A 25,311-nucleotide genomic window follows, 5' to 3' on the forward strand; every position below is an offset into this window, starting at 1 on the left:
CGTGGCTCAGCGATCTGGTCGCGTGCGTGAGGCCCGGACAGATCGTTCGCCAGCCGAACCGACACAATTATCGCGGTGAAGAGGTCCGGCTGCCGTCGGATCCCGTGAGCCGCACGAGGTGCTGGAAGGATGCATCTTGGCAGTTTCCCGCCAGAGCCAGACAACCCCCCCAGGTACTAGCCAAAGTCCGCAAATTTCCTCGAACAATTCCGTCCCCGGAGCACCTAACCGAATTTCCTTTGCCAAGCTTCGCGAACCGCTCGAGGTTCCGGGGCTACTCGACGTGCAGACCGATTCGTTCGAGTGGCTGATCGGCGCGCCGCGCTGGCGCGAGGCGGCGATTGCCCGCGGCGAGGCCAACCCGGTCAGCGGCCTGGAAGAAGTCCTCTACGAGCTCTCGCCGATCGAGGACTTCTCCGGATCGATGTCGCTGTCGTTTTCCGATCCGCGCTTCGACGAGGTCAAAGCACCGGTCGACGAGTGCAAAGACAAGGATATGACGTACGCGGCCCCGCTGTTCGTCACCGCCGAGTTCATCAACAACAACACCGGCGAGATCAAGAGCCAAACGGTGTTCATGGGTGACTTCCCGATGATGAGCGAGAAGGGCACGTTCATCATCAACGGGACCGAGCGGGTTGTCGTCAGCCAGTTGGTGCGCTCCCCGGGTGTGTACTTCGACGAAAGCATCGACAAGTCCACCGAGCAGACCCTGCATTCGGTGAAGGTGATCCCCAGCCGCGGCGCGTGGCTGGAGTTCGACGTCGACAAGCGCGACACCGTTGGGGTACGCATCGATCGCAAGCGCCGTCAACCGGTCACCGTGCTGCTCAAAGCGCTCGGATGGACCCGTGAACGGATCATCGAGCGGTTCGGATTCTCCGAGATCATGCTCTCGACGCTGGAGAAGGACAACACCGGTAGCACCGACGAGGCGCTGTTGGACATCTACCGCAAGCTGCGCCCGGGTGAGCCGCCGACCAAGGAGTCGGCGCAGACCCTGCTGGAGAACCTGTTCTTCAAGGAGAAGCGCTATGACCTGGCCCGGGTCGGGCGCTACAAGGTCAACAAGAAACTGGGCCTGAACATCGCGCTCACCACGGTGACGTTGACCGAGGAAGACGTCGTCGCCACCATCGAATACCTGGTGCGCCTGCACGAAGGACACACCACGATGACGGTTCCCGGTGGTGTGGAGGTGCCGGTGGAAACCGACGACATCGACCACTTCGGCAACCGCCGGTTGCGCACGGTCGGCGAGTTGATCCAAAACCAGATCCGGGTCGGCATGTCGCGCATGGAGCGAGTGGTGCGGGAACGGATGACCACCCAGGATGTCGAGGCGATCACGCCGCAGACCCTGATCAACATCCGCCCGGTGGTGGCCGCCATCAAGGAATTCTTCGGCACCAGCCAGCTCTCGCAGTTCATGGACCAAAACAACCCGCTGTCGGGTCTGACCCACAAGCGCCGGCTCTCGGCGCTGGGGCCCGGCGGCCTGTCCCGGGAGCGCGCCGGGCTGGAGGTCCGCGATGTGCACTCCAGCCACTACGGGCGGATGTGCCCGGTCGAGACCCCGGAGGGGCCCAACATCGGCCTGATCGGCTCGTTGTCGGTGTACGCGCGGGTCAACCCGTTCGGGTTCATCGAAACGCCGTATCGCAAGGTGGTCGACGGCGTGGTCACCGACGAGATCGTGTACCTGACCGCCGACGAGGAAGACCGCCACGTGGTGGCGCAGGCCAACTCGCCGATCGACGCCCAGGGCCGGTTCACCGAGCCACGGGTGCTGGTGCGCCGCAAGGGCGGCGAGGTGGAATACGTGGCCTCATCGGAGGTCGACTACATGGATGTCTCGCCGCGCCAGATGGTGTCGGTGGCCACCGCGATGATCCCGTTCCTCGAGCATGACGACGCCAACCGCGCGTTGATGGGGGCAAACATGCAGCGCCAGGCGGTTCCGCTGGTGCGCAGCGAGGCGCCGCTGGTGGGCACCGGGATGGAGCTGCGCGCCGCGATCGACGCCGGCGATGTGGTGGTCGCCGAGAAGGGCGGCGTCATCGAGGAGGTGTCGGCGGACTACCTCACGGTGATGGCCGACGACGGCACCCGGCAGACCTACCGGTTGCGCAAGTTCGCCCGCTCCAACGCCGGCACCTGCGCCAACCAGCGTCCCATCGTCGATGCCGGTGATCGGGTGGAGGCCGGCCAGGTGCTCGCCGACGGCCCGTGCACCGACCACGGCGAGATGGCCCTGGGCAGAAATCTGCTGGTGGCGATCATGCCGTGGGAGGGTCACAACTACGAGGACGCGATCATCATCTCCAACCGTCTCGTCGAGGAGGACATTCTCACCTCGATCCACATCGAGGAGCACGAGATCGACGCCCGCGACACCAAGCTGGGCGCCGAGGAGATCACCCGCGACATCCCCAACGTCTCCGATGAGGTGCTCGCCGACCTCGACGAGCGAGGGATTGTGCGCATCGGCGCCGAGGTGCGTGACGGCGACATCCTGGTCGGCAAGGTCACCCCGAAAGGGGAAACCGAGCTGACCCCGGAGGAGCGGCTGCTGCGGGCCATCTTCGGGGAAAAGGCCCGTGAGGTTCGCGACACCTCCCTGAAGGTGCCGCACGGCGAGTCCGGCAAGGTCATCGGCATCCGGGTGTTTTCCCGGGAGGACGACGACGAGCTGCCGGCGGGGGTCAACGAACTGGTCCGCGTCTATGTCGCGCAGAAACGCAAGATCTCCGACGGCGACAAGCTCGCCGGCCGGCACGGGAACAAGGGTGTGATCGGCAAGATCCTGCCGGTCGAGGACATGCCGTTCCTGCCGGACGGCACCCCGGTGGACATCATCCTGAACACCCACGGCGTGCCGCGCCGGATGAACATCGGCCAGATCCTGGAAACCCATCTGGGCTGGTGCGCGCACAGCGGTTGGAGGATCGACACGTCCAAGGGCGTGCCGGACTGGGCGCAGCGGCTGCCCGAGGAACTGCTGGCGGCCGAGCCGAACACGCTCGTGGCGACCCCGGTGTTCGACGGTGCCCGGGAGGAGGAGCTGCAGGGGCTGCTGTCGGCCACGCTGCCCAACCGCGACGGCGACGTGCTGGTCGACGGTGACGGCAAGGCGAGGCTGTTCGACGGCCGTTCGGGGGAGCCGTTCCCCTACCCGGTGACGGTCGGCTACATGTACATCATGAAGCTGCACCATCTGGTGGACGACAAGATCCACGCCCGATCCACCGGTCCGTACTCGATGATCACCCAGCAGCCCCTGGGTGGTAAGGCGCAGTTCGGCGGCCAGCGATTCGGCGAGATGGAATGCTGGGCCATGCAGGCCTACGGCGCGGCCTATACGCTGCAGGAGCTGTTGACCATCAAATCCGACGACACCGTCGGGCGGGTCAAAGTGTACGAGGCCATCGTCAAGGGCGAGAACATCCCCGAGCCGGGCATTCCGGAGTCGTTCAAGGTGCTGCTCAAAGAGCTGCAATCGCTGTGCCTCAACGTCGAGGTGCTGGCCAAAGACGGTGCGGCCATCGAGCTGCGCGAAGGCGAAGACGAAGACCTGGAGCGTGCTGCGGCGAACCTGGGAATCAACTTGTCCCGCAACGAGTCCGCCTCCGCCGAGGATCTTGCTTAGTAGTTAATCGAGTTAATCGTCACGAGTCCCGCAAGGGGAAAGGGAGTTACGTGCTCGACGTCAACTTCTTCGATGAACTCCGCATCGGCCTGGCCACCGCCGACGACATCCGGCAATGGTCGTACGGTGAGGTCAAAAAACCGGAGACCATCAACTATCGCACCCTGAAGCCGGAGAAGGACGGTCTGTTCTGCGAGAAGATCTTCGGACCTACTCGGGACTGGGAGTGCTACTGCGGCAAATACAAGCGGGTGCGGTTTAAAGGCATCATCTGCGAGCGCTGCGGTGTGGAGGTCACCCGTGCCAAGGTGCGGCGCGAGCGGATGGGCCACATCGAGTTGGCCGCGCCGGTCACCCACATCTGGTACTTCAAGGGTGTGCCGAGCCGGCTCGGCTACCTGCTGGATCTGGCCCCGAAGGATCTGGAGAAGATCATTTACTTCGCGGCGTACGTGATCACCGAGGTCGACGAGGAGCTGCGGCACAACGAACTCTCGACGCTCGAGGCCGAGATGGCCGTGGAGCGCAAGGCCGTCGAGGATCAGCGCGACGCCGAGCTGGAGGCGCGGGCCCAGAAGCTGGAGGCCGATCTGGCCCAGCTGGAGGCCGAGGGCGCCAAGGCCGACGTGCGACGCAAGGTGCGTGACGGCGGCGAGCGGGAGATGCGCCAGATCCGCGACCGCGCGCAGCGTGAGCTCGATCGGCTGGAGGAGATCTGGAACACCTTCATCAAGCTGGCCCCCAAGCAGCTGATCGTCGACGAGAACCTCTACCGCGAGCTCGTCGACCGCTACGGCGAGTACTTCACCGGCTCCATGGGCGCGGAGGCGATCAAAAAGCTCATCCAGAACTTCGACATCGATGCCGAAGCCGAGGCGCTGCGTGAAATCATCCGAAACGGCAAAGGCCAAAAGAAAATCCGTGCTCTCAAGCGGCTGAAGGTGGTGGCGGCATTTCAGCAGTCCGGTAACTCTCCGCTGGGGATGGTGCTCGACGCGGTGCCGGTGATCCCGCCGGAGCTGCGCCCGATGGTGCAGCTTGACGGCGGTCGGTTCGCCACCAGCGACCTCAACGACCTTTACCGGCGGGTGATCAACCGCAACAACCGGCTCAAGAGGTTGATCGACCTCGGCGCGCCGGAGATCATCGTCAACAACGAAAAGCGGATGCTGCAGGAGTCGGTGGACGCGCTGTTCGACAACGGCCGCCGTGGCCGTCCGGTCACCGGACCGGGCAACCGTCCGCTGAAGTCGCTGTCGGATCTGCTCAAGGGCAAACAGGGTCGGTTCCGGCAGAACCTGCTTGGCAAGCGGGTCGACTACTCGGGGCGTTCGGTCATCGTGGTGGGTCCGCAGCTCAAGTTGCACCAGTGCGGTCTGCCCAAGCTGATGGCGCTGGAGCTATTCAAGCCGTTTGTGATGAAGCGGCTGGTCGACCTCAACCATGCGCAAAACATCAAGAGCGCCAAGCGGATGGTGGAGCGTCAGCGTCCACAGGTGTGGGACGTGCTCGAAGAGGTCATCGCCGAGCATCCGGTGCTGCTGAACCGCGCGCCCACCCTGCACCGGCTGGGTATCCAGGCGTTTGAGCCGATGCTGGTGGAAGGCAAGGCGATTCAGCTGCACCCGCTGGTGTGCGAGGCGTTCAACGCCGACTTCGACGGTGACCAGATGGCGGTGCACCTGCCGCTATCCGCCGAGGCGCAGGCCGAGGCCCGCATCTTGATGCTCTCCTCCAACAACATCCTGTCCCCGGCTTCGGGGCGTCCGCTGGCGATGCCGCGGCTGGACATGGTGACCGGGCTGTACTACCTGACCACCGAGGTTCCCGGTGAGATCGGTGAATACCAGCCCGCCACCAAGGATTCACCGGAGCGCGGCGTGTACAGCTCACCGGCCGAGGCCATCATGGCGATGGACCGGGGGGCGCTCTCGGTGCGGGCCAAGATCAAGGTGCGGCTTTCGCAGCTGCGCCCGCCGGCCGACATCGAGGCCGAGCTGTTCGGCCCGAACGGCTGGCGCCCAGGCGATTCCTGGATGGCCGAAACCACGCTCGGCCGGGTGATGTTCAACGAGTTGCTGCCGGTCGGGTACCCGTTCGTCAACGAGCAGATGCACAAGAAGGTGCAGGCGACCATCATCAACGACCTGGCCGAGCGCTATCCCATGATCGTGGTCGCGCAGACGGTCGACAAGCTCAAAGACGCCGGCTTCTACTGGGCCACCCGTTCGGGTGTCACCGTGTCGATGGCCGACGTGCTGGTGGTGCCGGGCAAGCAGCAGATCCTCGACGCCTACGAAGCACGGGCCGATAAGGTCGAAAAGCAGTTCCAGCGTGGTGCTTTGAACCACGACGAGCGCAACGAGGCGCTAGTGGAGATCTGGAAGGAAGCCACCGACGAGGTCGGCCAGCGGCTGCGGGAGCGCTACCCCGACGACAACCCGATCATCATGATCGTCGAGTCGGGCGCTACCGGGAACTTCACCCAGACCCGCACGCTGGCCGGGATGAAGGGCCTGGTGACCAACCCCAAGGGCGAGTTCATCCCGCGCCCGATCAAGTCCTCGTTCCGCGAGGGCCTGACGGTGCTGGAGTACTTCATCAACAGCCACGGTGCGCGGAAAGGCTTGGCGGACACCGCGTTACGGACCGCGGACTCGGGTTATCTGACCCGCCGTCTGGTGGACGTGTCGCAGGACGTCATCGTTCGCGAGGGCGACTGCGGCACCGAGCGCGGCATCATCGTCGAGTTGGCCGAACGCCAGCCCGACGGCACCCTGGTTCGTGACCCCTACATCGAAACCTCGGCGTACGCCCGCACCCTCGGCGCCGACGTGCTCGACAAGGACGGCAACGTCGTCGTCGAGCGCGGCCGGGATCTGGGCGACCCGGAGATCGACGCCCTGCTGGCGGCGGGCATCACCGAGGTGAAGGTGCGCTCGGTTTTGACGTGCGCCACCAGCATGGGGGTCTGCGCGACCTGCTACGGGCGGTCCATGGCGACCGGCAAGCTGGTTGACATCGGCGAAGCCGTCGGGATCGTGGCCGCGCAGTCCATCGGTGAACCGGGCACCCAGCTGACCATGCGGACCTTCCACCAGGGTGGTGTCGGTGAGGACATCGTCAGTGGTCTGCCGCGAGTGCAGGAGCTGTTTGAGGCCCGGGTGCCGCGGGGCAAGGCCCCGATCGCCGAGGTGAGCGGACGGGTCCGCATCGAGGAGAGCGACAAGTTCTACAAGATCACCATCATCCCCGACGACGGCGGCGAGGAGGTGGTCTACGACAAGCTCTCCAAGCGGCAACGGCTGCGGGTGTTCAAGCACGAGGACGGCACCGAACGGGTGCTGGCCGACGGTGACCACATCGAGGTGGGTCAACAGTTGCTGGAAGGCTCCGCCGACCCGCACGAGGTGCTGCGGGTGCAGGGTCCCCGCGAGGTGCAGATCCACCTGGTGCGTGAAGTTCAGGACGTCTACCGCGCCCAGGGCGTGTCGATCCACGACAAGCACATCGAGGTGATCGTCCGCCAGATGCTGCGCCGGGTGACCATCATCGATTCGGGCTCGACGGAGTTTTTGCCCGGCTCGCTCATCGACCGGGCGGAGTTCGAAGCCGAGAACCGTCGGGTGGTGGCCGAAGGCGGCGAGCCCGCCGCCGGTCGCCCCGTGCTGATGGGCATCACCAAGGCGTCGCTGGCCACCGACTCGTGGCTGTCGGCGGCGTCGTTCCAGGAGACCACGCGGGTATTGACCGACGCGGCGATCAACCGTCGCAGCGACCGGCTCAACGGCCTGAAGGAGAACGTGATCATCGGCAAGCTGATTCCGGCCGGCACCGGCATCTCCCGCTACCGCAATATCCAGGTGCAGCCCACCGAGGAGGCCCGCGCGGCGGCGTACACGATACCCTCGTACGAGGATCAGTACTACAGCCCGGGCTTCGGCCAGGGCACCGGCGCGGCGGTCCCGCTGGACGACTACGGCTACAACGACTACCGGTAAGCACTACCGGTAGGTACCGCGAGCAGACGCAAAAGCCCCCGCACGCACGGCGTGTCGGGGGCTCTTGCGTCTGCTGGGCGTGCAGTTATCCACAGCCGGTGCTGCGGTGGCTAGCCAATGCCGGGTAACGCGCACAAGCTTCGCGTGTGCATGCTGACGGGCTGGCGACCACCGCCGAGCTACTGACGGTGATCTCTCGCAAGCGTCTGGCCGGACTCGTGAAGGCGGGCAAGCTTATTCGGGTATGTCACGGGGTCTACGCGTACGCTGAGCCCGATGTGCTGGGCAAGCTGGCTGCGCTGGATCTGTTGGCCGGCCAACCGGTTGTTGCCTGCATGGGCACCGCTGCGGCGCTGTACGGGTTCGATACCGAAAGCACGTCGCGCGTTCACGTTCTTGATCCCGGCAGACGGATGCGGCCGTCAAACGGCCTGATGGTGCATCAGCGAATCGGCGCGCCGCTGCGACGAGTCGAAGGCCGGCTGGCGACGGCGCCGGCATGGACGGTGATCGAAGTCGCGCGGACGTTGCGGCGACCCCGCGCTTTGGCGACGCTGGACGCGGCGCTGCACATCGGCGCTTGTACCACAGGAGAATTGCACGCCGCGATCCGCGAACAAAAGGGCCGCCGCGGCATCGTCAAGGTCCGGGAGCTGGTCGGCTACGCCGACGGTCGCGCCGAGTCGCCAATGGAGAGCGAGGCGCGCCTAGTGTTTATCGACGGCGGACTGCCCATGCCCGAGCTGCAGTACAGCGTCGTGGACCGCTACGGCAGACTCTGGCGCGTCGATTTCGCGTGGCCGGCGGCAATGGTCGTCGCTGAATACGACAGTCTGGAATGGCACCTGGGCCGCGATGCCTTGCTGCACGACAGGCTGAAAACCGCCCGATTGCAGGAATGCGGCTGGACGACTATTCCGATGACGGTCGCCGACATCCGAGGCGATCCGATCGGGCTCGTCGCACGGATCAACGCCCACTTAGTGAGGCCTCGCCTAGCCGGCTGAGCACACGCAAAAGCCCCCTTTCCACCCCCGAATTGAGGACTTTTGCGACTGCTCGCCGAAAGGGCGAGGCATTACACTGGCCGGCGTGCTCATCGGCTCGCACGTCAGCGCGAAGGATCCGCTCGCCGCGGCCGAGGCCGAGGGCGCCGAGGTGGTGCAGATCTTCCTGGGCAACCCGCAGAGTTGGAAAAAGCCCCAGCCGCGCGCCGACGCGGCGCGGCTGCGGGCTTCCCCGGTGCCGATATACGTGCACGCGCCCTATTTGATCAACCTGGCGTCGGCCAACAACCGGGTGCGGATACCGTCACGCAAAATCCTCCAGGACACCTGCGAGGCGGCGGCCGAGATCGCGGCGCGAGCGGTCATCGTGCACGGTGGGCACGTCGCCGCCGACGACGACCTGGCGGCCGGTTTCCAGCGCTGGCGCAAGGCTCTTGACCAACTCGCGTCCGAGGTGCCGGTATACCTGGAGAACACCGCGGGCGGTGAGCACGCGATGGCCCGGCACTTCGAGACCATCGCCCGGCTCTGGGACCACATCGGGGACACCGGAATCGGCTTTTGCCTGGACACCTGCCATGCCTGGGCGGCGGGTGAACCGCTGGCCGATGCGGTCGACCGCATCAGGGCGATCACCGGCCGTGTCGACCTGGTGCACTGCAACGACTCGAGGGACGCGGCGGGTTCGGGCGCGGACCGTCATGCCAACATCGGCACCGGGCAGATCGACCCCCAGCTGCTGGTCGCGGTCGTCAAAGCGGCGGCCGCACCGGTCATCTGCGAGACCCCCGACGAGGGCCGCAAGGATGACATCGCCTTCCTGCGCGCCCACGTCGGCCGATAGCGAGGTACGTCCGACCGATCGGGGGGCCGGCCGGGTGGTCGGCGTTGTCCGGGCCTGCTTGCGCGCCCGCCCCCGGTGATCGTTACGGATCTTGTGCGATTGTCGGAATAATGTAATAGTTCGGGGTATGTCCGATACCCATGTCGTCATCAACCAGGTTCCGCCTCTTGAGAACCACAACCCCGCGTCCTCGCCGGTGCTGGTCGAGGCCCTGATCCGCGAGGGCGGGCAGTGGGGCCTGGACGAACTGACCGAGGTCGGCGCGCTCGCCGCCTCCGGGCAGGCCCGGCGCTGGGGTGAGCTCGCCGACCGCAACCGGCCCATCTTGCACACTCACGACCGCTACGGGCATCGAATCGATGAGGTGGAATACGACCCGGCCTATCACGAGCTGATGCGCACCGCCATCGCCCACGGCCTGCACGCCGCACCCTGGGCCGACGGGCGCCCGGGGGCGCACGTGGTGCGGGCCGCGAAAACCTCGGTGTGGAACGTCGAGCCCGGTCACATGTGCCCGATTTCGATGACTTACGCGGTGGTGCCGGCACTGCGGCACAACCCGGAGCTGGCGACGGTGTACGAGCCGCTGCTGACGAGTCGCAGCTATGACCCGCAACTGGCGGTGCCGACGACAAAGGCCGGTATCACCGCGGGCATGTCGATGACCGAGAAGCAGGGGGGCTCCGACGTGCGCGCCAACACCACCCGGGCGGTTCGCAACGCCGACGGTAGCTACTCGCTCACCGGACACAAGTGGTTCACCTCGGCGCCGATGTGTGACATCTTCCTGGTGCTCGCCCAGGCCCCGGGCGGGCTGTCGTGCTTCTTGCTGCCCCGGGTGTTGCCCGACGGCACCCGCAACCGAATGTTTTTGCAGCGCCTCAAGGACAAACTGGGTAACCACGCCAACGCCTCCAGCGAGGTCGAGTATGACGGGGCCATCGGGTGGCTGGTCGGGGAGGAGGGCCGCGGTGTGCCAACCATCATCGAGATGGTCAACCTGACCCGGCTGGACTGCACCCTGGCCAGCGCGACCGGCATGCGCACCGGCCTGGCCCAGGCCATCCATCACGCTCAACACCGGAAAGCGTTCGGTGCTTACCTGATTGACCAGCCGCTGATGCGCAATGTGTTGGCCGATCTGGCGGTGGAGGCCGAGGCCGCCACTATCGTGGCGATGCGGATGGCCGGAGCCACCGACAAGGCCGTCCGCGGGGACCGGACGGAGGCACTGCTGCGCCGCATCGGGCTGGCTGCTAGCAAATACTGGGTGTGTAAACGCGCGACACCGCATGCCGCCGAGGCGTTGGAATGCCTGGGCGGCAACGGCTATGTCGAAGACTCCGGGATGCCGCGGCTGTACCGGGAGGCGCCACTGATGGGCATCTGGGAGGGCTCCGGTAACATCAGCGCGCTGGACACGTTGCGCGCCATGGCAACTCGTCCCGAATGCGTCGAGGTGCTGTTCGCTGAACTGGCTGTCAGCGCCGGGCAGGATCGTCGGCTGGACGCCCACGTCGAGCAGCTCAAGGCCCAACTCGGTGACAGCGACACCATGGTCTATCGCGCCCGACGGGTTGCCGAGGACATCTGCCTGGCGCTGCAGGGGTCGCTGCTGGTGCGCCACGGGCATCCCGCCGTGGCCGAGGCGTTCCTGGCCACCCGGCTTGACGGACAGTGGGGCGGTGCGTTCGGCACCCTGCCCACCGGGCTGGATCTCGCACCGATTCTCGAGCGGGCCCTGGTGAAAGGATGACTCACGCGATCAGGCCGGTCGATTTCGACAACCTCAAGACGATGACTTACGAGGTCACCGATCGGGTTGCCCGGATCACCTTCAACCGGCCGGAGCGGGGCAACGCCATCATCGCCGACACCCCACTGGAGCTGTCGGCACTGGTCGAACGCGCCGATCTGGACCCCAATGTGCACGTCATCCTGGTGTCCGGGCGCGGCGACGGGTTCTGCGCGGGTTTCGACCTGTCCGCCTACGCGGAAGGCTCGTCCTCCGCCGGCGGCGGGGATGCCTACCGGGGCACGGTGCTCGACGGCAAGACCCAGGCGATCAACCACCTGCCGAATCGGCCGTGGGATCCGATGATCGACTATCAGATGATGAGCCGCTTCGTGCGCGGGTTCTCGGCCCTGATGCACGCCGACAAGCCGACGGTGGTCAAGATTCACGGCTACTGCGTGGCCGGCGGCACCGATATCGCCCTGCACGCCGATCAGGTGATCGCCGCCGCCGACGCCAAGATCGGGTACCCGCCCACCCGGGTGTGGGGGGTGCCGGCCGCCGGCTTGTGGGCGCACCGCCTGGGCGATCAGCGGGCGAAGCGTCTTCTGCTGACCGGGGATTGCATCACCGGCGCGCAAGCCGCCCAGTGGGGGCTGGCGGTGGAGGCACCGGATCCCGAAGACCTCGACGAGCGCACCGAGCGGCTGGTGGCCCGCATCGCCGCGGTCCCGGTCAACCAGCTGATCATGGTCAAGCTCGCGCTCAACACCGCCCTGCTGCAGCAGGGAGTGGCGACCAGCAGGATGGTCGGCACCGTGTTCGACGGGATCGCCCGGCACACCCCCGAAGGCCACGCCTTTGTCGCGGATGCTGTCACTCACGGGTTTCGGGAAGCGGTGCGTCATCGCGACGAACCGTTCGGCGATTACGGCCGCCAAGCGTCCGGGGTCTAGGCATGCCGAAAACGCTGGCGCGCATGACCGCGCGGTCGGTAGTGCTGTCGGTGTTGTTGGGCGCCCATCCGGCATGCGCCAGCGCTCACGAATTGAAAAGGCTCACAGCAGATTTCGGTATCAAGGATACGACACTGCGGGTCGCGCTGACCAGGATGGTCAGTGGTGGCGATCTGATCCGCTCGGCCGACGGCTACCGGCTCTCCGACCGGTTGCTGGCTCGCCAGCGTCGCCAGGATGAGGCGATAAGCATGCGGGTGCGGCCCTGGCGCGGAGACTGGACGACCCTGATCGTCACCAGCGTGGGCAATGACGCGCGTACCCGTGCGATGCTGCGGACAACTTTGCGCGGCAAACGTTTTGGCGAATTACGCGAGGGGGTCTGGATGCGCCCGGACAATCTCGAGCTCGCCCTGGATCCCGACGTCCGGGCGCAGGTGCGCATCCTGGCGGCCCGCGACGACGCGCCGGCCGCGCTGGCCGCGCAGCTCTGGGACCTGTCGGGATGGGCGCGAAGCGGCCGGCGGCTGCTCGACGAGATGGCCGCCGCTGCGGACATCCCCGGGCGTTTCGTGGTGGCGGCGGCCATGGTCCGCCATCTGTTGACCGACCCGATGCTGCCGGCTGAACTTTTGCCCGCGGACTGGCCGGGGCCGCAGCTGCGCGCCGCCTATCACGACTTCGTCGCCGAATTGGCGAGTCGACGCGACGGCACCCAACTAGACGGCACCCAACTAGTGGAGGCGAGATGACCGATGATGTGGTGCGGGTAGAGCGCCGTGGTCCGGTCACCACGGTGATTCTCAACCGTCCGGAGGTGCGCAACGCGGTCAACGGCCCGACGGCCGCCGCGCTGTACGCGGCGTTCGAACAATTCGACCGCGACGACACCGCCTCGGTGGCGGTGCTATGGGGAGAGGGCGGAACGTTTTGCGCCGGGGCGGATTTGAAGGCTTTCGGCACCGCCGAGGCCAATGCGGTGCACCGCACGGGCCCCGGTCCGATGGGGCCGACACGGATGATGCTGTCCAAACCGGTGATCGCCGCGGTCAGTGGTTATGCGGTCGCCGGGGGTCTGGAGCTGGCGCTGTGGTGTGATCTGCGGGTGGCCGAGGAAGACGCCGTGTTCGGGGTGTTCTGCCGGCGCTGGGGTGTGCCGCTTGTCGACGGCGGCACCGTTCGGCTGCCGCGGCTGATCGGGCACAGCCGGGCGATGGATTTGATCCTCACCGGGCGGGCGGTCGCGGCTGGGGAAGCGCTGGCGATCGGCCTGGCCAACCGGGTGGTGCCCAAAGGGCAGGCCCGCCGGGCGGCGGAGGAGTTGGCCACCCAGTTGGCGTCGCTACCGCAGCAGTGCCTGCGCTCGGATCGACTGTCGGTGCTGCAGCAGTGGGGGAAGACCGAGGGCGAGGCGCTCGACGTCGAATTCGCCAGCATCTCCCGGGCCGGTGCGGAAGCCATGCACGGGGCGAGCCGATTTGCGGCCGGTGCGGGCCGTCACGGCGCGCCGGATCCACCCGGGATCAGCCCCTGTTGATGGTGTTGCCCGAGCCGAGGTTGTCGATCTTCGGCGCGCCGGCCTTGTAGGTGACGGTGTTGTTGATCCCGGTGACCGTCAGCTGCTTGTCGATTTTGTCAAGGGTGATCTTGTTGTCCATCCCGGCGATGGTCACCGACGAGCAGGTGCCCTTGACCGTGAGGGTGTTATTACCGCCGCCCACATTCAGCGATTTGCCGTCGGCGCAATCCAGCTCGGCGGTCGTGCCCACCGAGCCGTAATTGAGCATGTTGCCCACCTCGAACTGGGCGACCGTGCTGGCCGTGGTGGTGCTCGAGGGAGCGGGGTGTTTGGTCTTGCCGCCGCAACCGGTCGGCCCGACGATGACCGCTACCACAGCAAGCGTCAAGATCAGCGCCCCGCTCACCCAACTCGGGGAGTCGCCGGCGGTGGGTGCCCGCATCCTTACCTCCATTCGTGGGGGTTCAACGGGGTTAGCGACCTGTTCGAGAGCCCTGTTCGAGCCTATGTGCAGTGGCGGGCCCACGGGCCGACTTCGGCCGTTCACCGCGCCGCCACGCGCCGGTCATCGACCCGGCACCGCGGCCCTGCGGCGGGCGGATACCGCCGTGATGTCCCCCTCGGTCGCTTTGACCTGCCCGACCAGTGGCGGGTATTGTGGTTGCTCGTGCCTGGCGGCCTAGGCGCTCGGTCAAGGCAGACGCGCCCGCCGGGTCAATTCGCATGTTCCTGCCGCATCGGGTGATTGCGGGCAAGCGCATGCGAGACGCCTGGCCGCGGGGCAGCGCAACTGGGTATAACTGCAGCACGAACACCGAAACCGTACGGACGCCACAAAGCAACAAAGCAACACAGCAACAAAGCAACACAGGAAGCCGGTAGATGCCAACCATTCAGCAGCTGGTCCGCAAGGGGCGCCGCGACAAGATCGGCAAGGTCAAGACCGCGGCCCTCAAGGGCAGCCCGCAGCGCCGTGGGGTATGCACCCGGGTGTACACCACCACGCCGAAGAAGCCGAACTCGGCGCTTCGCAAAGTCGCGCGCGTGAAGCTGACCAGCCAGGTTGAGGTCACCGCCTACATCCCCGGTGAGGGTCACAACCTGCAGGAGCATTCGATGGTGCTGGTGCGTGGCGGACGGGTGAAGGACTTGCCCGGCGTGCGGTACAAGATCATCCGCGGCTCGCTGGACACCCAGGGTGTCAAGAATCGCAAGCAGGCGCGTAGCCGCTACGGCGCCAAGAAGGAGAAGGGCTGATGCCGCGCAAGGGGCCGGCCCCCAAGCGGCCACTGGTCAACGATCCGGTTTACGGTTCCCAGCTGGTGACCCAGCTGGTGAACAAAGTTCTGCTCAGAGGGAAGAAATCGCTCGCCGAGCGCATTGTTTATGGTGCGCTCGAGCAGGCCCGCGATAAGACCGGCACCGATCCGGTCGTCACGCTAAAACGTGCGCTGGACAATGTCAGGCCCGCACTGGAGGTGCGCAGCCGGCGTGTCGGCGGCGCGACTTATCAGGTGCCCGTCGAGGTGCGCCCGGACCGCTCCACCACCCTGGCGTTGCGTTGGCTGGTCAACTATGCGCGCCAACGTCGGGAAAAGACCATGGTGGAGCGTCTGGCAAACGAAATCCTCGATGCCAGCAACGGCCTCGGGGCCTCCGTCAAGCGGCGTGAGGACACCCACAAGATGGCCGAGGCGAACCGCGCCTTTGCGCATTATCGCTGGTGAGAACCGCCAGCATCGAGCCGCTTGACGGCGATTGTTCGGCAGCGTGGCCGAAGTCGGAAGAAGAGCGAACGACAGTTAACCGGGTAAGCGAAAGAGTGGGAAGGCTTCTGTGGCACAGAAAGACGTGCTGACCGACCTGAGCAAGGTCCGCAACTTCGGCATCATGGCACACATCGATGCCGGTAAGACGACGACGACCGAACGGATCCTGTACTACACCGGCATCACCTACAAGATCGGCGAGGTGCACGACGGCGCCGCCACCATGGACTGGATGGAGCAGGAGCAGGAGCGCGGCATCACGATCACGTCCGCCGCGACCACCAGCTTCTGGAAAGACCACCAGATCAACCTGATCGACACCCCGGGTCACGTCGACTTCACCGTCGAGGTGGAGCGCAACCTGCGGGTGCTCGACGGCGCGGTCGCGGTCTTCGACGGCAAGGAAGGCGTCGAGCCACAGTCCGAGCAGGTCTGGCGGCAGGCCGACCGTTATCACGTGCCGCGGATCTGCTTCGTCAACAAGATGGACAAGATCGGGGCCGACTTCTACTTCTCGGTCAAGACGATGGAGGAGCGCCTCGGCGCCCGCGCCGTGCCGATTCAGCTGCCGATCGGTTCCGAGAGCGAGTTCGAAGGCGTCGTGGACCTGGTCGAGATGAACGCCAAGGTCTGGCGCGGTGAAACCAAACTCGGCGAGCGCTACGACGTCATCGACATTCCGGCCGAACTGGCCGAGACCGCCGAGGAATACCGCAACAAGCTGCTGGAAATCGTCGCCGAGTCCGATGAGCACCTGCTGGAGAAATACGTCGGTGGGGAAGAGATCACGGTCGAAGAGATCAAGGCCGCGATCCGCAGGCTCACGATCGCCATCGAGATCACCCCGGTGCTGTGCGGCAGCGCGTTCAAGAACAAAGGGGTGCAGCCGATGCTGGACGCCGTGGTCGACTACCTGCCCTCCCCGCTGGACCTGCCGCCCGCGATCGGGCATGCGCCCGGCCACGAAGACATCGAGGTGGTGCGCCACGCGACAGTCGAAGAGCCGTTCGCGGCGCTGGCGTTCAAGATCGCAACACACCCGTTTTTCGGGAAGCTGACCTATATCCGCGTCTACTCCGGCCGGGTGGACTCCGGCAGCCAGGTGATCAACGCGACCAAGGGCAAAAAGGAGCGGCTGGGCAAGCTGTTTCAGATGCACTCCAACAAGGAGAACCCGGTGGAGTACGCATCGGCGGGCCACATCTACGCGGTGATCGGTCTCAAGGACACCACCACCGGGGACACCCTCTGCGATCCGAACAATCAGATCGTGCTCGAGTCGATGACGTTCCCCGCCCCGGTGATCGAGGTGGCCATCGAGCCGAAGACCAAGAGCGACCAGGAGAAGCTCTCCGGCGCGATCCAGAAACTCGCCGAGGAAGACCCGACCTTCAAGGTGCACCAAGACCCCGAGACCGGCCAAACCGTGATCGGCGGCATGGGCGAACTGCACCTGGACATCCTGGTGGACCGCATGCGCCGCGAGTTCAAGGTCGAGGCCAACGTCGGCAAGCCACAGGTGGCGTACAAGGAGACCATCCGCCGCAAGGTCGAGCACGTGGAGTATGTCCACAAGAAGCAGACCGGCGGCTCGGGCCAGTATGCGAAGGTCATCATCACCGTCGAACCGTTCACCGGCGAAGACGGCGCGACCTACGAGTTTGAGAACAAGGTCACCGGTGGGCATATCCCACGCGAGTTCATCCCGGCGGTGGACGCCGGCGCGCAGGACGCGATGCAGTACGGTGTGCTGGCCGGCTACCCGCTGGTGAATCTGAAAGTCACCCTGGAAGACGGTGCGTACCACGAGGTCGACTCCTCCGAGATGGCTTTCAAGATCGCAGGCTCGCAGGCCCTGAAAAAGGCTGTGGCGCAAGCTCAGCCGGTTATCCTCGAGCCGATCATGGCCGTCGAGGTGATCACACCGGAGGAGTACATGGGCGATGTGATCGGCGACCTGAACTCCCGCCGTGGTCAGATCCAGGCCATGGAGGAGCGCGGGGGTGCGCGCGTGGTGAGGGCGCACGTGCCGCTGTCGGAGATGTTCGGCTACGTCGGCGACTTGCGGTCCAAGACCCAGGGCCGGGCGAACTACTCCATGTTGTTCGACTCCTACGCGGAAGTCCCGGCGCAGATTTCCAGGGAAATCATCGCGAAGGCGACGGGTGAGTGAGAGCCGGACAACGTCCCCGTGGCGCTGGAGAGTAGCCTTTCCCGGTTACTGTAGTGGCGCGGGCGCCGCCCAACGGAAAACATCAACACTGCTTTAACCAAGCACCAACAAGTCCAGGAGGACACCACAGTGGCGAAGGCGAAGTTTCAGCGCACGAAGCCGCACGTCAACATCGGGACCATCGGTCACATCGACCACGGCAAGACCACGCTGACCGCGGCCATCACCAAGGTTCTGCACGATAAGTTCCCCGATGTGAACGAGGTCAAGGCGTTCGAGCAGATCGACAATGCGCCCGAAGAGCGTCAGCGTGGCATCACCATCAACATCGCGCACGTGGAGTACCAGACCGAAAAGCGGCACTACGCGCACGTCGACGCCCCGGGCCACGCCGACTACATCAAAAACATGATCACCGGCGCCGCCCAGATGGACGGGGCGATCCTGGTGGTCGCGGCCAACGACGGCCCGATGCCGCAGACCCGCGAGCATGTGCTGCTGGCCCGTCAGGTCGGTGTCCCCTACATTCTGGTCGCGCTCAACAAGGCCGACATGGTCGAGGACGAGGAGCTGCTCGAGCTGGTCGAGATGGAGGTCCGGGAGCTGCTCGCCGCCCAGGAGTTCGACGAGGACGCTCCGGTGGTGCGGGTCTCAGCCCTCAAGGCGCTCGAGGGTGACCCGAAGTGGGTGGCCAGCATCGAGGAGCTGATGCAAGCGGTCGACGAGTCGATTCCCGACCCGGTCCGCGAGACCGACAAGCCCTTCCTGATGCCCGTCGAAGACGTATTTACCATCACCGGCCGGGGCACGGTGGTCACCGGCCGCATCGAGCGCGGCGTGATCAACGTCAACGAGGAGGTCGAGATCGTGGGCATCCGCCCGTCCACGATGAAGACCACCGTCACCGGGGTGGAGATGTTTCGCAAGCTGCTCGACCAGGGACAGGCCGGCGACAACGTCGGGCTGCTGCTGCGCGGCGTGAAGCGCGAGGAGGTCGAGCGCGGCCAGGTGGTCACCAAGCCCGGCACCACCACACCGCACACCGAGTTCGAGGGCCAGGTCTACATTCTCTCCAAGGACGAGGGTGGCCGGCATACACCGTTTTTCACCAACTACCGCCCGCAGTTTTACTTCCGCACCACCGACGTGACCGGTGTGGTGACGCTGCCGGAGGGCACCGAGATGGTGATGCCCGGCGACAACACCACCATCAAGGTCAAGCTGATCCAGCCCGTCGCGATGGAGGAGGGATTGCGCTTCGCGATCCGCGAGGGTGGCCGCACCGTGGGTGCGGGCCGGGTCACCAAGATCATCAAGTAGCCCGGCCGAAACGGCGCTCACCGGGTGGCTGGGCGCCGTTTCGCGTCCCGCCCGATTGGCCGGGCCCGACAGAGCCGCCGACGGGGTGCGGATCGCGTTGGCGTTCAGCGGCCCAGGTTGTCGATGCCGTCGCGAATGACGTCGAACGCGTCGCCGAGGGCGGTGAGCAGCGAGACCGACTCGTCCGCCAACCAATGCTCGTAGGCCGAGAGCGCGATGCCCAGCATCGTCCACGCGACGGTCTGCGGTATCAGCTCGGTGGCCCGCACACCCAGGCGGCGGGCGACGTATTCCGCGATCACCTCGCGCCATCCGGCGTACATCGTCATCGAATACGCCTGTAGTTCGGGGGTCTGCAGGATGATCCGCATGCGCTGTCGGTGCCGAAGGGTCTCCGAGTCGTCAAAAGTGTTGAACGCCAACAACGCTGTGCGCAGCGCCTCGCTCAGTGACATCTGCGGGTCGACGGGCTCGAATAGCTCCCGCAGGCGCTGCAGGTGAGCGTCGAAATCCCCCCACGGGATGGCGTATTTGGACGGGTAATAGCGAAATAGCGTGCGCCGCGCGATCTCGGCGGCCCGGGCGATATCGTCGACGCTGACCCGATCGAACCCGTGCGCGGCGAACAGCCCGATGGCGACATCGGCGATGTGATGCGGTGTCGTCGAGCGGCGCCGGCCCACCCGGGACTCAGGCGGCGTGACCCGCCCTTTCATTTCTGCACTCGATGCCATATCCTGACGACGATTCTGACCACGTCGACGCCACCTTGTCGACCTTTGAGGAGGGTATCCGCATGCAGCACCAGACCGACCCCGAAAACCAGACCGACGCCGACGCTCAGCTCGTCACCGAGACCCTAGTCGAAGAGGTGTCCATCGACGGGATGTGCGGGGTGTACTGACCGTGCACCAGCCCGCATCACCGCCGGGCGGGTTTAACCCCGATCGGGGATGGCGCTTGCATCCGCAGGTGGCGTTGCGCCCGGAGCCGTTCGGGGCCCTGCTTTATCACTTCGGTACTCGCAGGCTGTCGTTTCTGAAAGATCGCACCATCGTCGCTGTGGTGCAATCGCTGGCCGAGCACCCCGACGCCAGGTCCGCGTGCCGCGCCGCCGGCGTCGACGACCGCCGCCAGGGGCCGTACCTGCACGCGCTGGGCGTGCTGGCCGACTCGACGATGGTGATCCCAAGAGACCCCGGGGACCAGCCGTGACATCAGCCGTGCCGCGCCTTGTCGAGCAGTTCGAGCGGGGGTTGGACGCGCCGATTTGCCTGACCTGGGAGCTGACCTACGCATGCAACCTGGCGTGCGTGCACTGCCTGTCGTCGTCGGGCAAACGCGATCCGCGTGAGCTGTCCACCGCACAATGCCGGGACGTCATCGATGAGCTGGAACGCATGCAGGTGTTTTACGTGAATATCGGTGGCGGGGAGCCCACTGTGCGACCGGACTTTTGGGAGCTGGTGGATTACGCGACCGAGCATCGCGTCGGGGTGAAGTTCTCCACCAACGGGGTGCGGATCACCCCCGGGGTGGCGGCGCGGTTGGCCGCCAGCGACTACGTGGACGTTCAGATCTCCCTCGACGGCGCGACCGCCGAGGTCAACGACGCGATCCGCGGGCCGGGATCGTTCGCCATGGCGACGCGCGCCCTGGAGAACCTCGCGGCCGCGGGTTTTGCCGACGCCAAGATCTCCGTCGTCGCGACCCGCCGCAACATCGATCAGCTCGACGACTTCGCGGCACTGGCGCGCCGTTACGGCGCGACGCTGCGCATCACCCGGCTGCGGCCGTCCGGACGCGGGGCAGACGTCTGGGACGAGTTGCACCCGACCGCCGAGCAGCAGGTTCGGCTCTACGATTGGCTGGTGGCCAACGGTGAGCGGGTGCTCACCGGCGATTCGTTCTTCCACCTCTCGGGGCTCGGTGCGCCGGGGGCGCTGGCCGGGCTGAACATGTGCGGAGCCGGGCGGGTGGTGTGCCTGATCGACCCGGTGGGCGACGTGTACGCCTGCCCGTTCGCCATCCACGAGCGGTTTCTCGCCGGAAACGTGCTGACCGACGGTGGCTTTGCCGACGTGTGGAAGAACGCTCCGCTGTTTCGTGAACTGCGTGAGCCGCAGTCTGCGGGCGCGTGCGCCAGCTGCGGGCATTACGACAGCTGCCGTGGCGGTTGTATGGCCGCGAAATTCTTCACCGGTTTGCCGCTCGACGGGCCGGATCCCGAATGCGTGCAGGGCCACGCCGCGGCGGCGCTGGCCCGTACACGCGTCACACCGCGCCCCGGCAGCGATCACTCCCGCACCGGGCGGGTCGGCGGGCCGGTGCCGCTGACGTTGTCGGCCCGCCCGCCCGCACGTCTTTGCAGCGAAAGCCCGGTATAGCCGAATCTCGGCGCCGCGACCCGCGACCCCACCCGCCGGTGACACGACCCGGTGAACCTGATACGCAGGTGGCGGATGTTGCGGTTGCGCCGCGGCGCTCGTCGAGGCGGAAAAAATCAGCCCGAAGATTCAACAACCGGTACACGCCAGCCCAATTCGGCTTACCATCGGCGGGTGACTGTCTCCGCGGACCTGGGGCGCGTGACGTGGAGTCAGCTGCGCGGCGGGTCTGCGGCGGTGGTGATCCCGGTGGGGGCGACCGAACAGCACGGTCCGCATCTGCCGCTGGACACCGACACCCGGATAGCCACGGCGGTCGCCCGCGCCGTGGCCGAGCGGCTTGCCGGCGTGCGGTTTCCCGGGGAGTCATCCCCCCGCTGGCTGGTGGCCCCGGCCATCGCCTACGGCGACAGCGGCGAGCACCAAAGCTTCGCCGGCACGATCTCGATCGGCACCGAGGCGCTGAGCATGCTGCTGATCGAGTTCGCCCGGTCGGCGAGCAGCTGGGCGCGGCGGCTGGTGTTCATCAACGGCCACGGGGGTAACGTCACGGCATTGGGCCGCGCGGTGAGACGGCTGCGATCAGAAGGCCGCGACGCCGGGTGGTGCCCGTGCACCGCGGAGGGTGGCGACGCCCACGCCGGGCACACCGAGACGTCGGTGCTGCTGCATATCTCGCCCGCCGATGTGCTCACCGACCGGTGGTGCGCGGGCAACGGGGCACCGCTGTCCGACTTGTTGCCCTCGATGCGCCGCGGCGGAGTCGCCGCGGTGACCGAGGTGGGCGTCCTGGGGGATCCCACCACGGCGACGGCGCTTGCGGGGGAACGGATTTTTGCTGAGATGGTCGAGGGTGGGGTGCGCCGGATTTGCCGATGGCAGCCCGGGCCGGATGGGATGCTGACATGACCCGGAACCGACTGCCTAACGGGTTTGCCGTGCAAATCGACCGGCGCGTTCGGGTGTTCGGCTCCGGTTCCACGCTGCTCGGGGGTTCTCCCACCCGGGTGTTGCGGTTGGCCCCGCTTGCCCAAGGCATGCTCACCAATGGCCGGCTGAATGTGCGGGACGCGGTCAGCGCCGAGTTGGCCCGGACCTTGCTGGACGCGACGGTGGCCCATCCGCGGCCGGCAGGGGGGCCATCTTATCGTGACGTCACTGTCGTGATTCCGGTGCGCGACAATGCGTTTGGATTGTGGCGATTGGTAGCGGCGCTGCGGGGACTGCGGATCATCGTGGTAGACGACGGTTCCTCGAGGCCGGTCACACCCGCCGACTTCGCCGGCGCGAACTGCGAGATCCAGGTGCTGCATCATTCCCGCAGCAAAGGACGTGCCGCGGCACGTAATAGCGGATTAGCAGCGTGCACCACCGGTTTCGTCGCTTTTCTGGATTCCGACGTGGTGCCGCGCCGCGGATGGCTAGAAGCGTTGCTCGGACATTTTTGTGATCCCGCCGTCGCACTGGTGGCACCGCGCATCGTCAGCCTGAACCACAGTGATCATCTGGTTGCACGGTACGAGGCGGTGGGCTCGTCGCTGGATCTCGGCCGCCACGAAGCCCCGGTCATTCCCTACGGCTCGGTGTCGCATGTCCCCGGCGTGGCGATCATCGGGCGTACCTCGGCGCTGCGCGGCATCGGGGGTTTCGACGAGACTTTACGATCCGGCGAGGACATCGACCTGTGCTGGCGGCTTATCGACGCGGGTGCCCGGCTGCGCTATGAACCAATCGCGCTGGTAGCGCACGATCATCGCGCACGATTATCGGACTGGCTGACGCGCAAGGCGCGTTGTGGCGGTGCCGCGGCATCGTTATCGGCGCGCCATCCGGGCAAGTCGGCTCCGCTGGTGGTCTCCGGTTGGGCACTGACCGTCAGCTGGGTCGTGGTGGCCTTCGGCTCGAGTGTGGGCTATCTGGCTTCGCTGGCCGTTGCCGCCCTGACGGGTCGCCGAGTCGCGGCGGCCATGAGGGGTGTCGACACCAAGCTCTGTGATGTGGCTGCGGTCGCCGCCACCGGCTTATCGTCGGCGACACTGCACCTGGCGTCGGCGATGTGCCGGCACTACTGGCCGGTTGCGTTGCTCGCGGCGATAATGTCCCGTCGTTGCCGGCGAGCCGTCGTCATCGCGGCCATCGTTGACGGCGTGGCGGACTGGGCTAACCGCAGGGCGGCCGTCGCCGCAGAAACCCCATCGATCGGGTTGTTGTCCTATCTCTTGCTTAAACGCCTCGATGACCTGGCCTACGGTGCCGGTGAGTGGTGGGGTATCGCGCGGAATCGCAACCTCGGCCCACTGATACCACGGCTTCGGTCCTGATTGCTGCCTTGAGCACGCCCGTGCCCCACAGCGATGTGTTGATCATCGGTGCCGGCAGCGCTGGATCTGTTGTCGCCGAGCGTCTTTCTGCCGACTCCAGCTGCAGGGTCACGGTGCTAGAAACGGGGCCCGGTCTCACCGATCCGGAATTGCTGGCGAAGACTGTCAACGGGTTGCAACTGCCGATCGGCGCGGCCAGCCCGCTGGTCCGGCGCTATCTCACCCAACTCACCGTCCAGCCGCCCCATTACCTGCCGATCGTTCGCGGCGCAACGGTGGGCGGCTCCGGAGCGGTCAACGGTGGCTATTTCTGCCGCAGTCTGCCGGGTGACTTCGGCTGGGCTCCCGGGTGGGCGTGGCCGGATGTGCTGAACCACTTTCGGGCCATCGAAACAGACCTCGACTTCGACAGCGCCGCCCACGGCCGCGACGGTCCGATACCCGTTCAGCGCACCAACGAAATCGTAGGTAGCACAGCCGCTTTCATATCTGCTGCCGAAAAGGCCGGGTTCAACTGGATCGCCGACCTGAACGATGTGGGGCCGACGATGCCCGCCGGCGTGGGCGCCGTCCCGCTGAACATCGTCAACGGTGTACGAACCGGCGCAGGGGCAGCCTATCTGATGCCCGCGCTGACACGCCCGAATCTGACGCTGCTCACACAGACTCGGGCGGTGCGATTGCGTTTCTCGGGCAGCCGCGCCGTCGGTGTCGACGCTCTCAGCGATGACGGTCCGATAACTCTCACTGCGGATCGAATCGTGTTGTCCGCAGGCGCTATTGAGTCAGCACATCTGCTGATGCTTTCGGGCATCGGCGACGAGTCGATACTGCGTGCCGCCGGTGTGTCGGTGTTCGTGCCGCTGCCGGTGGGAATGGCCTGCAGCGACCACCCGGAATGGGTGTCGCCGACGAATTGGGCGGTTGCGGAGGGGAGACCGGTCCTGGAAGTCGTGTTGACCACCGCCGATGGTCTCGAGATCAGGCCGTACACCGGCGGTTTCGTCGTGATGACGGGCAATGGTACGGCGGGGCATCGAGATTGGCCGCATATCGGGGTGGCGCTCATGCAACCGCGGGCGCGGGGGCGCATCACGCTGGTCTCCCCTGACCCGGTGGTGCCGCCACGCATCGAGCATCGCTATGACAGCGAGCCCGAGGATGTGGCAGCGCTTCGCCGCGGAACCGAATTGGCCCGGGAATTAGCCGGTGCGGCAACGGTGATAGGGCCGCCGGTGTGGTCGACATCGCAGCATTTGTGCGGCAGCGCGCCTATCGGGACCGGACCCGAGCAGGGTGCCGTGGTCGACCAGCGCTGCCGGGTGCACGGTGTCGACGGCCTCTGGGTGATTGACGGCTCGATTCTGCCGAGGATCACCAGCCGCGGACCGCATGCCACGATCGTGATGCTCGGACATCGCGCGGCGGAGTTCGTCCGCTGAGTCAAAATCAGCGCACCGTGTCACCGCGGCCGGCATCGAGCGGACCCGCGGTCAAGGGATAGCCGTCGATCTTCCGAGTAAGCTGCGGGTGCGTGACCGGGGCGGCGAGCCCGCCGGCGCTCAGCGCAAGATTGTGCGTGACCGGGAACACCACGGCACCAGACACCGCCCTGCACGCGGCGCTGAGC

At 66.2% G+C, this 25,311-nt stretch carries 20 protein-coding genes; 18 read left to right on the plus strand and 2 right to left on the minus strand.

What is annotated here, in order from left to right:
- The first annotated feature begins 136 nt into the window (after nucleotides 1–136).
- The 8 genes from rpoB (at nucleotide 137) to QJR12_RS10185 (ending at nucleotide 13,729) form a co-directional block, all read left to right on the plus strand.
- A complete protein-coding gene (gene rpoB / locus QJR12_RS10150) occupies nucleotides 137–3,649 on the plus strand; it encodes a DNA-directed RNA polymerase subunit beta (protein WP_300581523.1) in 3,513 nt (1,170 codons plus the stop codon).
- A 50-nt stretch (nucleotides 3,650–3,699) separates the two neighbouring features.
- Entirely contained in the window at nucleotides 3,700–7,650 is a 3,951-nt protein-coding gene (locus QJR12_RS10155) for a DNA-directed RNA polymerase subunit beta' (RefSeq protein ID WP_300581524.1), read from the plus strand.
- 278 nt (nucleotides 7,651–7,928) lie between these two features.
- Nucleotides 7,929–8,657 carry a hypothetical protein gene (locus tag QJR12_RS10160; RefSeq protein WP_300581527.1) on the plus strand — a complete coding sequence of 243 codons (729 nt, stop codon included), beginning with the start codon at nucleotides 7,929–7,931 and terminating at the stop codon, nucleotides 8,655–8,657.
- Between the two features lie 85 nt (nucleotides 8,658–8,742).
- Nucleotides 8,743–9,501: a deoxyribonuclease IV gene (locus QJR12_RS10165; RefSeq protein ID WP_300581529.1), complete on the plus strand. Its 759-nt coding sequence runs from the start codon at nucleotides 8,743–8,745 to the stop codon at nucleotides 9,499–9,501.
- A gap of 127 nt (nucleotides 9,502–9,628) precedes the next feature.
- A complete protein-coding gene (locus QJR12_RS10170) occupies nucleotides 9,629–11,257 on the plus strand; it encodes an acyl-CoA dehydrogenase family protein (RefSeq protein ID WP_300581532.1) in 1,629 nt (542 codons plus the stop codon).
- Entirely contained in the window at nucleotides 11,254–12,192 is a 939-nt protein-coding gene (locus QJR12_RS10175) for a crotonase/enoyl-CoA hydratase family protein (protein ID WP_300581535.1), read from the plus strand. Before QJR12_RS10170 ends, QJR12_RS10175 begins: the two co-directional genes overlap by 4 nt.
- Nucleotides 12,193–12,206: 14 nt before the next feature.
- Entirely contained in the window at nucleotides 12,207–12,944 is a 738-nt protein-coding gene (locus QJR12_RS10180; RefSeq protein ID WP_300582402.1) for a PaaX family transcriptional regulator C-terminal domain-containing protein, read from the plus strand.
- Complete coding sequence (locus tag QJR12_RS10185) at nucleotides 12,941–13,729, plus strand: crotonase/enoyl-CoA hydratase family protein (protein ID WP_300581538.1); 789 nt, start codon at nucleotides 12,941–12,943, stop codon at nucleotides 13,727–13,729. Before QJR12_RS10180 ends, QJR12_RS10185 begins: the two co-directional genes overlap by 4 nt.
- On the opposite strand, the gene QJR12_RS10190 is transcribed toward QJR12_RS10185, so the two are convergent.
- Nucleotides 13,716–14,153 carry a DUF3060 domain-containing protein gene (locus QJR12_RS10190; protein WP_300581541.1) on the minus strand — a complete coding sequence of 146 codons (438 nt, stop codon included), beginning with the start codon at nucleotides 14,151–14,153 and terminating at the stop codon, nucleotides 13,716–13,718. The two genes, QJR12_RS10185 and QJR12_RS10190, sit on opposite strands and share 14 nt — an antisense overlap.
- A 440-nt stretch (nucleotides 14,154–14,593) precedes the next feature.
- On the opposite strand from QJR12_RS10190, the gene rpsL reads away from it, so the two are divergent.
- The 4 genes from rpsL to tuf all read left to right on the plus strand — a co-directional run bounded on the left by rpsL (nucleotide 14,594) and on the right by tuf (nucleotide 18,973).
- Entirely contained in the window at nucleotides 14,594–14,968 is a 375-nt protein-coding gene (gene rpsL, locus QJR12_RS10195) for a 30S ribosomal protein S12 (protein WP_003923350.1), read from the plus strand.
- The gene (gene rpsG, locus QJR12_RS10200; protein WP_300581549.1) at nucleotides 14,968–15,438 is read left to right on the plus strand and encodes a 30S ribosomal protein S7; all 471 of its coding nucleotides are present in this window, start codon (nucleotides 14,968–14,970) and stop codon (nucleotides 15,436–15,438) included. Before rpsL ends, rpsG begins: the two co-directional genes overlap by 1 nt.
- A 109-nt stretch (nucleotides 15,439–15,547) precedes the next feature.
- Entirely contained in the window at nucleotides 15,548–17,653 is a 2,106-nt protein-coding gene (gene fusA / locus QJR12_RS10205; RefSeq protein WP_300581552.1) for an elongation factor G, read from the plus strand.
- Between the two features lie 129 nt (nucleotides 17,654–17,782).
- Complete coding sequence (gene tuf, locus QJR12_RS10210; RefSeq protein WP_300581555.1) at nucleotides 17,783–18,973, plus strand: elongation factor Tu; 1,191 nt, start codon at nucleotides 17,783–17,785, stop codon at nucleotides 18,971–18,973.
- Between the two features lie 104 nt (nucleotides 18,974–19,077).
- On the opposite strand, the gene mftR is transcribed toward tuf, so the two are convergent.
- Nucleotides 19,078–19,689, minus strand: a complete 612-nt coding sequence (gene mftR / locus QJR12_RS10215; RefSeq protein WP_300581557.1) for a mycofactocin system transcriptional regulator — start codon at nucleotides 19,687–19,689, stop codon at nucleotides 19,078–19,080.
- An 80-nt stretch (nucleotides 19,690–19,769) separates the two neighbouring features.
- On the opposite strand from mftR, the gene mftA reads away from it, so the two are divergent.
- The 6 genes from mftA (at nucleotide 19,770) to mftG (ending at nucleotide 25,123) form a co-directional block, all read left to right on the plus strand.
- Nucleotides 19,770–19,877, plus strand: coding sequence for a mycofactocin precursor MftA (mftA, locus tag QJR12_RS10220; RefSeq protein WP_300582404.1), 108 nt, complete (start codon nucleotides 19,770–19,772; stop codon nucleotides 19,875–19,877).
- A complete protein-coding gene (gene mftB / locus QJR12_RS10225; RefSeq protein ID WP_300581560.1) occupies nucleotides 19,862–20,188 on the plus strand; it encodes a mycofactocin biosynthesis chaperone MftB in 327 nt (108 codons plus the stop codon). Before mftA ends, mftB begins: the two co-directional genes overlap by 16 nt.
- Nucleotides 20,185–21,360, plus strand: coding sequence for a mycofactocin radical SAM maturase (gene mftC, locus QJR12_RS10230; RefSeq protein ID WP_300581562.1), 1,176 nt, complete (start codon nucleotides 20,185–20,187; stop codon nucleotides 21,358–21,360). Before mftB ends, mftC begins: the two co-directional genes overlap by 4 nt.
- A gap of 174 nt (nucleotides 21,361–21,534) precedes the next feature.
- On the plus strand, nucleotides 21,535–22,269 hold the full coding sequence (gene mftE / locus QJR12_RS10235) for a mycofactocin biosynthesis peptidyl-dipeptidase MftE (RefSeq protein ID WP_300581566.1): 735 nt from the start codon (nucleotides 21,535–21,537) through the stop codon (nucleotides 22,267–22,269).
- A complete protein-coding gene (gene mftF, locus QJR12_RS10240; protein WP_300581569.1) occupies nucleotides 22,266–23,681 on the plus strand; it encodes a mycofactocin biosynthesis glycosyltransferase MftF in 1,416 nt (471 codons plus the stop codon). Before mftE ends, mftF begins: the two co-directional genes overlap by 4 nt.
- Nucleotides 23,682–23,689: 8 nt before the next feature.
- The gene (gene mftG, locus QJR12_RS10245) at nucleotides 23,690–25,123 is read left to right on the plus strand and encodes a mycofactocin system GMC family oxidoreductase MftG (protein WP_300581572.1); all 1,434 of its coding nucleotides are present in this window, start codon (nucleotides 23,690–23,692) and stop codon (nucleotides 25,121–25,123) included.
- Nucleotides 25,124–25,311 lie beyond the last annotated feature (188 nt).

The sequence above is a fragment of the Mycobacterium sp. genome (assembly GCF_029961025.1).
In the GTDB taxonomy this organism is placed as follows: domain Bacteria; phylum Actinomycetota; class Actinomycetes; order Mycobacteriales; family Mycobacteriaceae; genus Mycobacterium.